12 protein-coding genes are annotated in these 13,930 nt (G+C 56.0%); 9 read left to right on the forward strand and 3 right to left on the reverse strand.

Annotated elements, in window-relative coordinates:
• Window positions 1–7: 7 nt before the first annotated feature.
• The gene (locus tag OGY35_RS19465; protein WP_046480434.1) at window positions 8–820 is read left to right on the forward strand and encodes a MetQ/NlpA family ABC transporter substrate-binding protein; all 813 of its coding nucleotides are present in this window, start codon (window positions 8–10) and stop codon (window positions 818–820) included.
• Window positions 821–908: 88 nt separating this feature from the next.
• On the opposite strand, the gene ttrA is transcribed toward OGY35_RS19465, so the two are convergent.
• Genes ttrA through ttrB form a run of 3 tightly spaced genes read right to left on the reverse strand, consistent with a single transcriptional unit; the run spans window position 909 to window position 5,723 of the window.
• On the reverse strand, window positions 909–3,980 hold the full coding sequence (gene ttrA / locus OGY35_RS19470) for a tetrathionate reductase subunit TtrA (RefSeq protein WP_286633176.1): 3,072 nt from the start codon (window positions 3,978–3,980) through the stop codon (window positions 909–911).
• Window positions 3,973–4,995, reverse strand: coding sequence for a tetrathionate reductase subunit TtrC (gene ttrC / locus OGY35_RS19475; RefSeq protein ID WP_286633177.1), 1,023 nt, complete (start codon window positions 4,993–4,995; stop codon window positions 3,973–3,975). The genes ttrA and ttrC overlap by 8 nt, the downstream gene beginning before the upstream one ends.
• Window positions 4,995–5,723: a tetrathionate reductase subunit TtrB gene (ttrB, locus tag OGY35_RS19480; protein ID WP_152404868.1), complete on the reverse strand. Its 729-nt coding sequence runs from the start codon at window positions 5,721–5,723 to the stop codon at window positions 4,995–4,997. Before ttrB ends, ttrC begins: the two co-directional genes overlap by 1 nt.
• A 178-nt stretch (window positions 5,724–5,901) precedes the next feature.
• On the opposite strand from ttrB, the gene ttrS reads away from it, so the two are divergent.
• The 8 genes from ttrS to phsC all read left to right on the forward strand — a co-directional run bounded on the left by ttrS (window position 5,902) and on the right by phsC (window position 13,929).
• Entirely contained in the window at window positions 5,902–7,674 is a 1,773-nt protein-coding gene (gene ttrS, locus OGY35_RS19485; RefSeq protein ID WP_286633178.1) for a tetrathionate respiration histidine kinase TtrS, read from the forward strand.
• Window positions 7,649–8,251, forward strand: coding sequence for a tetrathionate respiration response regulator TtrR (gene ttrR / locus OGY35_RS19490; protein ID WP_286633179.1), 603 nt, complete (start codon window positions 7,649–7,651; stop codon window positions 8,249–8,251). Before ttrS ends, ttrR begins: the two co-directional genes overlap by 26 nt.
• A 93-nt stretch (window positions 8,252–8,344) precedes the next feature.
• Window positions 8,345–8,554 carry a fumarate hydratase FumD gene (gene fumD, locus OGY35_RS19495; RefSeq protein WP_042319275.1) on the forward strand — a complete coding sequence of 70 codons (210 nt, stop codon included), beginning with the start codon at window positions 8,345–8,347 and terminating at the stop codon, window positions 8,552–8,554.
• Window positions 8,555–9,017: 463 nt separating this feature from the next.
• Window positions 9,018–9,644 (forward strand): ferredoxin-like protein, encoded by a 627-nt coding sequence (locus OGY35_RS19500; RefSeq protein ID WP_042319271.1) that lies wholly within the window; start codon window positions 9,018–9,020, stop codon window positions 9,642–9,644.
• A gap of 20 nt (window positions 9,645–9,664) precedes the next feature.
• Window positions 9,665–11,767, forward strand: a complete 2,103-nt coding sequence (locus tag OGY35_RS19505) for an aldehyde ferredoxin oxidoreductase (RefSeq protein WP_286633180.1) — start codon at window positions 9,665–9,667, stop codon at window positions 11,765–11,767.
• 10 nt (window positions 11,768–11,777) lie between these two features.
• On the forward strand, window positions 11,778–12,428 hold the full coding sequence (locus OGY35_RS19510; RefSeq protein WP_286633181.1) for a YdhW family putative oxidoreductase system protein: 651 nt from the start codon (window positions 11,778–11,780) through the stop codon (window positions 12,426–12,428).
• Window positions 12,429–12,478: 50 nt separating this feature from the next.
• Window positions 12,479–13,147, forward strand: coding sequence for a 4Fe-4S dicluster domain-containing protein (locus tag OGY35_RS19515; RefSeq protein WP_286633182.1), 669 nt, complete (start codon window positions 12,479–12,481; stop codon window positions 13,145–13,147).
• Window positions 13,144–13,929, forward strand: a complete 786-nt coding sequence (gene phsC / locus OGY35_RS19520; protein WP_286633183.1) for a thiosulfate reductase cytochrome B subunit — start codon at window positions 13,144–13,146, stop codon at window positions 13,927–13,929. The genes OGY35_RS19515 and phsC overlap by 4 nt, the downstream gene beginning before the upstream one ends.
• The last annotated feature ends 1 nt before the right edge of the window (window position 13,930 follow it).

Below are 13,930 nucleotides of genomic sequence, written 5' to 3' on the forward strand. Positions count from 1 at the left end.
CATTATCATGAAAAAATCACTGACACTTCTCGCAGCAGCCACCTTAAGTGCCCTGAGCTTCGCCTCCTGGGCGGACACGCTGACCGTGGGCGCGTCCAACGTGCCGCATGCCGAAATTCTTGAGCAGGCCAAACCGATTCTGGCGAAACAGGGGATCGATCTGGAGATTAAACCGTTCCAGGACTACATCCTGCCAAACACCGCGCTGGCGGGCCGTGAAATTGACGCCAACTACTTCCAGCATATTCCCTATCTGAACAGCGTGCTGAAAGATCATGCCGGGGATAAAACCTACGATTTCGTCAGTGCGGGGGCAATCCACATTGAACCTATCGGCATTTATTCGAAAAAGGTCAAATCGCTGAAGGATCTGCCGGAAGGCGGCAAAATCATCATGCGTGATGCGGTGTCGGAAGAGGGGCGTATCCTGTCTATCTTCGAGAAAGAGGGCGTGATTAAACTGAAGCCGGGCGTGGATAAAGTCAGCGCGCGTATCAGCGACATCGTGGAAAACCCGAAGAAGCTGAAGTTCCTGCCTAACGTTGAAGCCGCGCTGCTGCCGCAGATGTACAACAACGATGAAGGTGATGCGGTGGTGATTAACGCCAACTACGCCATCGACGCCGGTCTGGATCCGGTACACGATCCGATCGCCGTGGAAAGCGGTGAGAACAACCCTTATGCCAACATCATTACCGTTCATCGTGGCGATGAGAAGAAAAAGGATATTGTCGCGCTGGTTGACGTCCTGCACTCAAAAGAGATCCAGGACTGGATCCGCACCAAATACAAAGGCGCGGTCATCCCGGTGAATAACTGATCCGTTTTCTGCCGGGTGGCGGCTTCGCCTGACCCGGCCTACGATATCCTGTAGGCCGGATAAAACGCGCGAGCGTTGCCATCCGGCATTAGCCTTGCAGTCGCTCAACTCTTGCCGGCAACCCCTGACGTACCGCGGAGCCGGATACCCAGTCCAGCCAGGTATTGCTCACTTTTCGTGTCGGATCGGCAAAGCCCAGATCGTTCAGGTTAATCCCCGACTTCACGTTTGCATCAAACGGTAGCGGTACACCGTCGAGCGTGTGCTGCGCGCCGCCCATCTCCCGATGTCCGTAGCCGTGCTCGATAGCAATGACCCCTGGCATTACGCCGTGCAGCAAACTGATTTGCGCTTCAACCTGCCCACCCGGCGTGGTGATCCGTACCGTGTCGCCATGTGCCAGCCCAAAACGCTGCCCGTCCTGTGGGTTCAGCGCGACCAGGTTGACCGGTTTGACGTGATGTAACCGCGGGATCACCGCCGATGCGCTGGCCATGGTATTGGACTTAAACGAGATAAGCCTGAGCGGCCACTGTGTTAGCGGGAACAGGTCGTCCACCGAACGCCCGTCAGACAGTCTTGCCGGATACCATGCCGGACAGCCGCTGTAGCGTTCGCCGGTGATCGCATGGCGGTGGGCGGCAACCTCGGCATTCCAGATTTGCAGCGGCTTTTCCCACGCGTTACCGACTCTGTTTTCGGCTCGCCCACTCTTATCTGACGCGAAACGTCCACCGCGTGAGTAGATAAATGCCACCCGATGGACTTCCTCCGCTTTCAGCGTCTGCTGAATGACGGGCATAATGCGGCTCACGCCCGTAAGGTCAATGTCTTCTGCCACCGCTTCGGCGACCGGGGCTTTTCCCATAAACGCGATATTGGCGGCGACGCGCAGATAATAGTCTTCCGCGCGATTGAGCGGATAGCGGTTTCCTTCGCTGTCGGAAATCGCATTGTCGCCAAATCCCGGCAGATGCAATTTTTTTGCGACGGCAATGCAGAATGCCTCCATCGAAACGGGCTGACCGTCGGCGGTTGTGGCGGTGGCAGGGTCGACAATCGGCCAGCGTGCCGTGGTGGCTTTACTGGCGACGCCAGCCCACGGCGCGCTGAATCCCCAGCTTTCGAAGTTATGTGTGTCCGGTACAATGTAATCCGCAAGGGCGGTGGTCTCATTCATATAGGCGTCGATAGCAATAAACAGCGGTAATCGCGCCGGATCTTTCAGTTTTTCTTCGGCAACGGCGCGCAGACCGGGGATGCCATATAAGGGATTGGTCATGTTGGAGAGCCACGCCTTGAGGGGGTACGGATACCCTTCCAGCGCGGAACTCAACAATTCGGTTAACTGACCGGCGACAAACGGATACCACGGCGCTTTGGCCGGGAAGGGAGAACGCCCGGCGGCGAGGTTGTCGCGATACTCTTCGGAGGATTCATACGCCGTTTTGCTTCGCGCGATGCTCAGCCCTTTGGGCTTCACTTTGCCCGGAAAATCCGCCATGTTGTAGCGCGGGCCGTCCGTTGCGCCGTTGAATTTCCCGCCGCCAACAAAGACGCCACCTTCCAGACTGAGGTTACCGATCAGCGCGTTCAGCATCATCACCGCCCACGCATTGTAAAAGCCATTTCCCGCCATCATCCCGCCATGGGTGATGACCGCCGCTTTTCGTCCATGACGGGTAAAAGCGTCCGCCAGCGCGATGATTTTGTTCTCCGCAACGCCGCACAGTTGGCTGTACTGGGCAAGCGTCATTTTTTCCGCCGACTCTTTCAGACACTGGAAACTGCTTTTTACCGTCACGCTGCGTCCGTCGGCAAGCGTTACCTGACGCGTGACAAACAGCGTAGCGCGCAGGCAATCACGGGCGGGGACCAGTTCGTTGTTCTCATTCACGACCAGTGGGTCGCTGGCGGCGGCGGAGTCCAGATGGGCGCGCGTCAGGTGCTGTCCGGCCAGTTCGGGAAGATCGTCGGCGATCACCAGATGCGTGGCGTTAGTCCAGCTCTTCTCGTCCGCGTGCTGCATCGCCTGTACGTCGGGCTGCGCCAGATAATCGGCGTTGTAGCGTTGGTTTTCGATAATCCAGCGGATCATCGCCATCGCCAGCGCGGAGTCGCTGCCGGGGATCACCGGTAACCAGTGACCATGGTCGTCAGCCAGCACGGTGGTTAACGGCAGCGCCGGGGCGACGACCACATAGCTGAAGTCATCGCGCAGGCGTGCGCTGGAAAGCTGTCTGGCCTGGCGCTTAAACGGGTTGCCGGACTGTGCGGGCGAGGTGCCCATAAACAGAGCAAATTCCACGTTATCCCAGTCGGGCTTCACGTGGGTGTTTTTATCAAGGTCGCCCATCAGCGCACCGGAACCCGCGCGATAGGCCAGTCCGCAATAGGATCCGTGCGCGCCAAAGTTTTTGCTGCCGAAACTGTTGAGAGCAAAACGGCGCAAAAAGGTGTCTCGCCCGTCGTCGCTGGTATTGGTGACCAGAAGCTGATTTGATTGAGGTCCGAATCCTGGATGCTGCGGATCAATAGGGGTCGTCGGGGCATATATGGCACGCAGGCCGTCGACGTGACCTTCGCCAAACAGATCGCCGCCTTCCACCACCTCATTGATCAGTTGTTCAAAGCTGATGCGCTGCCATTTGCCTTCACCGCGTTTGCCCACGCGTTTCATCGGCTCAAGAATACGCAGCGGACTGTATAACCCTTCCAGTTGTGTTGCGCCCCTGGCGCAGGCCGTCGAGCGGGCATCAAGACCGTTCTCGCCCGCCAGCTGCGCCATTGCCGTGCTGAAGGGGACCGACGCATCAACATGATGTTCATGAGAAAGGGGATGATACGGATTTCCGGCAATGCGCAGCGCCCGGTTGGTTTGCCGATCGACGCGCACCCTGATGCCACACTGTGTCCAGCAGCCGAAACACTGGGTCATGGCAATGGTTTGCTGCGTATTCTGCTGCCAGCGCGGGTGCGCGCTGGCTTCAGGGGTAAGCGCATTCCCCACGATACGATCGCGGGTGATTTTACCGGAGGTGCCGTTTTTTAAGCCATCCATGGCGCGCTTCGCCACGTCACGATAGCTGAGGGCGAACGTCGCCATACCACCAACGGCCAGGCCAACTTTGAGCCACTGACGACGGGTTAAATTAGCCATGTTGCAATCTCCTTGCGAGTCCGTTCACGCTCTCGCGAACAATAATAAGCAGTGCTACCCACAGGCCGAAAGTGCCGAGGATGGCAAGCCAGCCGTCGGTACCGGCGGGCAGGGTGTACGGGTTGAACTGGGCGTTGAATTTTGGCAGCGTCTGCCCCTGAATCAGCAGAGTCCAGCGCAGGAACCAGCACAGCGCCATCGCGCTCAGCGCCAGCAGGCTGCGCAGCGGTAATGACAGCGGACGACGCAGGGCAACAGCACTGAAAAGGAGTGAAACCAGCCAGAATGTCAGTAAGCCAAAGGCGTAATGGCGGGCCGATGCAGAGATTGCCAGCCACTGACGGATTGCCGTACCGGAAAGCGTATTGCCGCTGACCCAGAAAACGATGACGATTGCGAGGACGAGCAGCGTCAGCAGTTGCCCGAGGGCGAGCCGCTTTTGCGACAGGAAATCATCACGTATCCCGACGATTAACAGGGCCAGGAAGGTCTGTAGTGCGCTCAGGAACATCGCCAGCACAAAGGCGTAGCTGAACCAGACAGGGCGAGCCTGAACCACGGACACTTCGCGTCCGGTATAAAGCAACAGTCCCGTCGCGGCGAGCGCGCTGGCAACGGCGAACCACTTCGTGACGGCGTAACTTTTTCCGGTAAGTTGTTTATAAACCTGCGCCATAAACCAGAGTCCAAGGAACGCGGTGAACAGCGGTAAAAACAGTGCGCCCCATGGCATCCACGACCACGCTGTAGGATACGCGTAAAAATGCCAGACGCGGGCCGTCTGGTGGAGATCGGCGGTCAGCGCCAGCGGGGCGGTAATGGCACAGGTCAGGGCAATCAGCAGCGTCAGGCTTTCCAGCGTCGGATTGGCTTTTTTACGCCAGTGCAGCACGCAACCAAACAGCGCCCCACAGGCGGCAATGCCGCTAAAAAAGAAGTACTGTACCGCCCAGGGAAGCCAGCTCACCGCCTGTGGACGGGCCAGCACTTCTTCAATGATTAAGGGGTGCATCATCATACCTCCTGCCAGAGCGCGGGTTGCGCGCGACCCATCAACGGGGTAACAAACGCCTCATCCAGCCCCAGATAGAAAACATGGGGGGCGGTGTCATTTTCCGGTTTCAGTACGTTGATGGCGTCGTGATGGGTGCGGATCAATTGCGAAATCCGGCTTTGCGGATCGCGGATGTCGCCGATGATGCGCGCGCCGCCCACACAGGACTCCACGCAGGCGGGGAGAAGTCCGGCCTCCAGACGGTGGACGCAAAACGTACATTTATCGGCGGTCTGTGTTTCATGATTGATAAAGCGCGCATCGTAGGGGCAGGCCTGCACGCAGTAGGCGCAACCGACGCAGCGGGTGTTATCGACCACGACGATGCCGTCCTCGCGTTGAAATGTGGCCTGTACCGGGCAAACCGGTACGCAGGGCGGATTGTCGCAGTGGTTACACAGACGCGGTAACAGCACGTTGGTCACCTCATCCGCCAACCGGACCTGATACTGATTCACATGGGTTCGGAACTCGCCCTGCGGCGTCTGGTTTTCAATCGCGCAACTGACGGTGCAGGCCTGACAGCCAATGCAGCGGCGCAGATCGATAAGCATCGCGTAACGCTGCTGTGTGGAGCCGCCATGACGTTCAGGTGAAAAAGGAAATTTTGCCTGCGCCAGCGGAACCAGCGACGCGCCTGCGGTCAGGACGCCCAGTTGCTGGAGAAACTGCCGTTTACTGCTGTCCATTTTTTCTCCCGTTTCAAGGCAACAACGAAACATTTGTCACGCCATTGGTTTGCGTGTGATGAATAAAGAATGTCGATGATTTACAGTGTAAAAATCGGGGTGGGGCAGCTCTATTGTGGTTAACCACATACCCGGCGGGTTGTTGATCTAAAACAACATAATCAACAGGGATAATGGTGTGAGAAGTCAAACGGTGAAGAGGCTGGCGCTACTGGCGTCGGCCTTAATGTTCAGTGGTGCAGCGCTGGCGGGCTCATGGAATATCGGGATACTGGCGATGCGCGGAGAGGTCTCCACCCGCAACCACTGGCAGCCGCTGGAAACCCTGCTAAACCAACAGCTTCCCGGAGAACAGTTCCACATCCTGCCGCTGGATCTGCACCAGATGCAGGCGGCGGTGAACAAGGGAAGCGTACAATTTGTGGTGACCAACCCGGCGCAGTTTGTGCAGTTGAACAGTCGTTCGCCGCTGCGCTGGCTGGCGTCTTTACGCTCCGCACGTGGAACGGGCAACGTCATTGGCAGTGCGATCCTTACCCGGCGCGACAGCGGTATTACCGGCGCGCACGATCTGATCGGTAAAACGGTGGGGGCCATCGATCCCCAGGCGTTCGGCGGCTACCTGCTGGGATATAAAGCGCTGAGCGACGCCGGTCTGCGCCCCGAACGCGATCTCAATCTGCGTTTTACCGGATTTCCGGCCGATGCGCTTCTCTATTTACTCCGTGAAAAAGCGGTACAGGCCGTGATTGTCCCGGTCTGCCTGCTGGAAAAAATGGACGAAGAGGGACTGGTTGATAAAGCCGATTTTGTCGCGGTGATCAACCGTCCCGGAGACATCGCCTGTTTAGCCAGTACGCCGCTTTATCCTGACTGGTCATTCGCCGCGTTGCCTGCGGTGAGCGATGCGCTGGCCGATCGCGTTACCCGCGCGCTGTTGGCAACGCCTGACACCGCGGCGTTTCACTGGGGAGCGCCGGCGTCGACCAGTCAGGTGGAGGCGCTACTGCGCGACGTGCAGCAGCATCCGCAGCAGCGACGTTTGTGGCTGGATGTGAAAAGCTGGCTGATACAGCATCAGTGGCTGATGGGCGGGACCGCGCTTACCTTATTGCTGCTTACCCTGAACTACATCTGGGTCATGCTGCTGGTGCGTCGTCGTGGTAAACAGCTTGAACGCAACGGCGTCCAGTTGCGCCAGCAGGAACTGGCGCTGGAAACGGCCAGGCAAATGAGTGTCCTCGGAGAAATGACCTCCGGGTTTGCGCACGAACTGAATCAACCGCTTTCGGCAATCCGCCATTACGCACAGGGCTGCCTGATTCGCCTGCAGTCGCAGGATCCGGCGCATGCGTTATTGCCAGCGCTGGAGCATATCGATCAACAGGCGCAGCGCGGGGCAGATACGCTGCGTAATCTGCGGCGCTGGGTGAGTCAGGCCCAGGGAAGCCCGACCCGCACGGAAGAATGGGAGGACATCAGCATTCATGAGGCGGTTCATCATGTCTGGCAGTTGTTGCGTATGGCGCAGCAGTTTCCGAGGTTAACCTTACACAGCAGTATCGATCGCGCACTGACGATTTCGTTACCGCCGGTGTTGCTGGAGCAGGTATTGGCCAATCTGATCCTCAATGCGGCGCAGGCGGGGGCCACCGCGCTGTGGATTAATGCTTCATATTTGCCACATGGCGTGCGCGTGACGTTGCAGGATAATGGCGGCGGCATTGACGCTGCCTTGCTGCATCAGGTCTTTCAGCCCTTTATGACCAGCCGGAAAGAGGGCATGGGACTGGGGTTAGTTATCTGCCAACGGCTGGTGCGTTACGGTCAGGGGGAGATCGGTCTGTGCAATCAGACCGCGCCTGACGGACTGCCCGGCGTGGCGGTGAGACTGGATTTTACACAACGGGAGGGAAAGGGCGGCAATGGCAATGATTCATTTACTGGATGATGATGTGGCGGTCACCGATGCCTGCGCCTTTCTACTGGAGAGCCTGGGCTACCCGGTCACGTGCTGGGAAGAAGGGGCTGTTTTTCTTGAACAGGCTGATTTGTACCAGACGGGCGTGCTGCTTCTGGACATGCGGATGCCGATCATGGACGGCAAGCATGTCCATGAGGCCTTGCGTCAGCGCGAAAGTACGCTGGCCGTGGTGTTTCTCACCGGGCATGGCGATGTACCGATGGCCGTCGAACAGATGAAACACGGCGCGGTAGATTTCCTGCAAAAGCCGGTCAGTGTAAAACCGCTGCAAACGGCGCTGGAGCATGCGCTGGTGGTTTCCGCGCAGTCCGTTGCCCGGCAACAGATCGCCATCTGCTACCGGGCGCTCACGGCCAAAGAACGAGAGTTGGCCGGGTTAGTCGTTAAGGGACTGATGAACCGCGAGATAGCGCAGGTGATGAACATCGCGGTACGCACAGTGGAGGTACATCGCGCCAGAGTGATGGAAAAGATGCAGGCGGCCAATCTGGCGGAACTGGTCAACAAATGGCAGCGGTTAAAAGAAACGCAAGGCGTTGAATAGTACCGTGGGTTATTTCTTTGATTTTCTTTGTTTTTTGTCATCCCATTCAGAGTGATATATGCTGTTTATCTGGACCTGCAATGAGAGACAATAATGGGAAACCTGACAAAAGATGATGAACTGTACCGTGAGATGTGCAGAGTGGTTGGCAAAGTGGTGCTGGAAATGCGCGATCTGGGACAAGAGCCCAAACATATCGTGATAGCCGGGGTATTACGAACCGCGCTGGCAAACCAGCGTATTCAGCGTAGCGACCTCGAAAAGCAGGCGATGGTTACGGCGATCAACGCGCTGGCCGGCTAACCACAACGAGGGATGAACTCATCCCTTATTTCCCGTCACGAGAAATGTCCGACAGAACGTTTATTTTGGTGAAAGATAAAATTCATGGAAAATTCGCTATATTATTAAATATATTACGGGTGTGTTTTTATTTATATATGGGAACAGTTTCACATTTATTTGTAATCTGACGGAACAGTGTTTCACCGGTCTTTATGATAATAAATATCACTACGCTTTTAATATTTCTCTTCCCCTTTATTAATTGATGACGATCAAAGTCATGCCCACCAATAACTCCCATTATTTAATTCGCCTAACCCTAAAGGATTAGTTTATTTGCGTTAAGTTGCGTTATTTATGCAATCCGGTTACGGCAAAACTTCAGCTGTGGGAGGCAACATCAGAGGCGCTGTTTCAGCATAATTAGCATCGGCCTGGGACGTGTTGTCAGCACTGCGTTTGCGAAGAGGATGCAAAATAAATGAACCAGGTTGATCGTCCATTATTAGATACTGGCTTGACGCGGCTGGAATTCCTGCGCATATCGGGAAAAGGCCTGGCTGGGTTAACCATCGCGCCCGCGTTACTGTCGCTTTTTGGCTGTAAGCAAGAAGATATCGATAGCGGCACCGTGGGGTTGATTTCGACACCAAAAGGGGTGTTAGTGACCCAACGCGCTCGCTGCACCGGTTGTCATCGCTGTGAAATTTCCTGTACCAATTACAATGATGGCGCTGTCGGCACCTTCTTTTCCCGCATTAAAATTCACCGTCATTTCTTCTTTGGCGACAAGGGTATAGGTTCAGGCGGCGGTCTGTATGGCGATCTGAATTATACCCCGGACACCTGTCGTCAGTGTAAAGATCCGCAGTGCATGAAGGTCTGTCCGATTGGGGCGATTACCTGGAATCAGGAAGACGGTTGCATTGCTGTCGATCACCGACGCTGTATTGGTTGCAGCGCCTGTACCACCGCGTGTCCCTGGATGATGGCCACCGTCAATACTGAAACGAAGAAATCGGCAAAATGCGTTTTATGCGGTGAATGCGCCAGTGCCTGCCCGACCGGGGCATTAAAAATCATCGAGTGGAAAGATATTACTGTTTGAGTCTTGCAAAGGAAAACATTATGGCTAACGGTTGGACAGGTAATATTTTACGGGTCAATCTTACAACAGGCGATATTACCCTTGAAGATTCCAGTAAATTTAAAAAATTTGTCGGTGGTATGGGGTTCGGCTACAAAATTATGTACGACGAAGTTCCTGCCGGCACGAAACCCTTTGATGAAGGCAATAAATTAGTTTTTGCGACGGGACCGCTTACTGGATCCGGCGCCCCCTGTAGCTCTCGCGTTAATATCACGTCGCTCTCCACATTCACAAAAGGCAATCTGGTTGTCGATGCACATATGGGCGGCTTTTTCGCGGCGCAAATGAAATTCGCGGGTTATGACGCCATCATTATTGAAGGCAAGGCGGCATCCCCCGTCTGGCTGAATATTAAAGACGACAAGGTCACTCTCGAAAAAGCCGATTTCCTGTGGGGAAAAGGCACCCGTGCGACCACGGAAGAAATTTGCCGGATGACCTCGCCGGAAACCTGCGTGGCGGCGATTGGTCAGGCGGGTGAAAACCTCGTGCCGCTCTCCTGTATGCTCAACAGCCGCAACCACAGCGGCGGCGCAGGGACAGGCGCGGTGATGGGCGCAAAGAAACTGAAAGCGATTGCCGTGGAAGGAACAAAAGGCGTCAATATTGCCGACCGCAAAGAGATGAAGCGGTTGAATGATTACATGATGACGGAGCTGATTGGCGCGAATAACAACCATGTGGTGCCCAGTACTCCGCAGGCGTGGGCGGAATATTCCTCTCCCGCGTCGCGCTGGACGGCGCGCAAAGGACTGTTCTGGGGCGCGGCAGAAGGTGGGCCGATAGAGACCGGCGAGATCCCGCCGGGTAATCAGAACACCGTTGGTTTCCGGACCTACAAGTCGGTTTTTGACTTAGGGCCGGCGGCGGAAAAATACACGGTTAAAATGAGCGGCTGCCATTCCTGCCCGATTCGCTGCATGACGCAGATGAACATTCCTCGCGTGAAGGATTTTGGCGTGCCGAGCACCGGCGGGAATACCTGCGTGGCGAACTTTGTCCATACCACCATTTTTCCAAACGGCCCGAAAGACTTTGAAGACAAAGACGATGGCCGCGTCATCGGTAACCTGGTGGGGCTGAATCTGTTTGACGACTACGGCATCTGGTGTAACTACGGGCAGTTGCACCGCGACTTTACGTATTGCTACAGCAAAGGGGTGTTCAAGCGCGTCCTGCCGGCAGAAGAATATGCCCAGATCCGCTGGGATCAACTGGAAGCGGGCGATCCTAATTTTATCAAGGATTTCTACTATCGTCTGGCGCATCGCGTCGGTGAACTTAGCCATCTGGCGGATGGCTCTTACGCCATTGCTGAACGCTGGCAACTGGGTGATGAATACTGGGCGTATGAAAAAAACAAACTGTGGTCGCCGTTTGGATTTCCGGTTCACCACGCCAACGAAGCCTCGGCGCAGGTTGGGGCCATCACCAACTGTATGTTCAACCGGGACTGTATGACCCACACCCACATCAATTTCATCGGCTCGGGTTTGCCTCTGAAACTCCAGCGGGAAGTGGCGGCTGAACTGTTTGGCTCGCCAGACGCCTACGATGAAACCAAAAATTACACGCCGATCAATGCAGCAAAAATCAAATATGCCAAATGGACGCTGCTCAAAGTGTGCCTGCATAACGCCGTCACGCTGTGTAACTGGGTCTGGCCGATGACCGTGTCGCCGCTGAAAAGCCGCAACTATCGCGGCGATCTGGATCTGGAAGCGAAGTTCTTCCAGGCCGTGACCGGTGATGAAACCACTCAGGCTAGCCTCGATTTAGCCGCAGAACGCATCTTTACTCTGCATCGCGCCTACACGGTGAAGCTGATGCAGACCAACGATATGCGTAATGCGCACGACCAGATCTGCTCGTGGGTGTTTGATAAGGATCCGAAGATTCCGGTCTTTAGCGAAGGCACCGACAAAATGGACCGCGACGACATGCGTGAATCCCTGACGCTGTTCTATAAAGAGATGGGCTGGCACCCGGAGTTGGGCTGCCCGACGCGTGAGACGTTGCATCGACTCGGCCTGGAAGACGTCGCCGACGACCTGGCCGCGCAGAATCTGTTGCCGGCGTAAGGAACATCACATGAGCCATCCAGAGGATGTGAGTCAACCTGTTACGCCGGGTGTGGATCTTGAAAAGCGACAGTGGTTGCAGGGGCGACGTGAGCAGGTCGCCGACGCTGATGAACAGGCGGTGCCAGAAAGTCCTGCGGAGATCGTAGCGGATTTTATCCGTCAGTCTTCGGCGAACGGCCAGCTTGTCGCGCGCGAACTGTTCTTGCAGCCGCCGTACTCGGTGAAAGAGGTGGAGCTCGTACCGCTACTGGAAACGCTCAGAGAGGGGCTTGCCGGGGATGATATCGCCTGGGTGCAGGGCTCTCAGGATGACTATTACTACTCAACCCAGACCATGACCGCCAACTATGCTGACATGTGCGTTCAGGTGGTGGAAAAGGATATCTGTCGGGCAATCGCACAGGCGGTGCGCTTTGACTGCCAGACCTATCCGCGTCCGTACAAGATAGCCATGCTGGAACAATCGCCTTATGGTTTCGAACCACAGCAGATACAAGCCGCGCTGGCCGCGATTGAAACGCATCCCGACTATGCCGATATCCGCACGGTCGCGTCATCAAACGACGTGCCGTACTTATTCAGCGAACGCTTTATGAGTTACGGCAAAGCGTACGGTTTGTGCGAATGGCTGGAAGTTGAGCAGTTTCAGAATCCCTGACTTTATGGACAGCGTGGACGAGCGCGACCACAGCATTAGAGGATAACAAGATGTCCTTCACTCGACGAAAATTTGTGCTTGGCATGGGAACCGTCATTTTCTTCAGCGGACCCGGCCAGACGCTGCTGGCGAAGACAACGGCTGGCAGTCCCGTTCGTTACGTCATGATTCATGATGAATCACGATGCAACGGCTGTAACCTGTGTACCCGCGCCTGTCGCAAAACGAATGATGTTCCTGCGCAGGGAAGTCGCTTGTCTATCGCGCATATTCCCGTTTCAGATAATGACAACGAGACGCTGTATCACTACTTCCGTCAGTCCTGTCAGCACTGCGACGATGCGCCCTGCATTGAGGTTTGCCCGACCGGCGCGTCGTGGCGCGATGAGGACGGGATTGTTCGTGTCGACAGTTCGCGCTGTATTGGCTGCAGTTACTGCATTGGCGCGTGTCCTTATCAGGTGCGTTACCTTAATCCAGTCACCAAAGTGGCGGACAAATGCGATTTTTGCGCCCAGTCGCGGCTGGCCAAAGGTTTCCCGCCTATCTGTGTCACGTCCTGCCCGGAGCATGCGCTGCTGTTTGGTCGCGAGGACAGCCCGGACATTCAGCGCTGGCTACAGGAAAATAATTACTACCAGTATCAACTTCCGGGCGCGGGTAAGCCCCATCTGTATCGTCGGTTCGGTCAACATTTGATTAAAAAGGATAATGTATGAACGCGTCGCAGAATGCTGAACAGTTTCAGGCCCAACTGGCAAACTATGTGCCGGTGTTTTCCCCTGAGTATTGGCCCGTCTGGCTGGTGATGGCCGGACTTCTGCTGGTGGCGATGTGGCTGGTGCTGGGGTTGCACGCCTGGCTTCGTTTTCGCGCGGCCAACAAGGCTGCTGCCGGGCATGGCGAGAAGGTTTATCTGTACTCACGGGCGGTTCGGCTGTGGCACTGGTCGAATGCACTGTTGTTTATACTCCTGCTCGGTAGCGGACTCATCAATCACTTTTCGTTGGTCAGCCCTGCGGCGATCAAAAGTTTGCTGACGGTTCATGAAGTCTGCGGATTTCTGCTGCTGGCGTGCTGGGTTGGTTTTGTTCTGATCAATGCGTTGGGGGGGAACGGCCACCATTACCTTATTCGTCCCCAGGGCTGGATGGCGCGGGCGATGAAACAGACCCGTTTCTACCTCTACGGCATTATGCAGGGTGAAGCGCATCCGTTCCCGGCCACGCCGCGCTCGAAGTTTAATCCGTTACAGCAGGCGGCCTATGTCGGCGTAATGTACGGATTGTTGCCGCTGCTGCTGCTGAGTGGGTTATTGGCGCTCTATCCGCAGGTCGTGGGGGATGTGTTCCCCGGCGTGCGCTACTGGTTGTTACAGGCGCACTTCGCACTGGCTGTCATCAGCCTGTTCTTTATTTTTGGTCACCTCTACCTGTGCACCACGGGCCGTACGCCCGGCGAGACGTTCCGCTGCATGGTCGATGGCTATCACCGGCATTAAC

Origin of the sequence: Citrobacter sp. Ct235 (assembly GCF_030332305.1) — a bacterium.
GTDB lineage: Bacteria > Pseudomonadota > Gammaproteobacteria > Enterobacterales > Enterobacteriaceae > Citrobacter_A > Citrobacter_A telavivensis.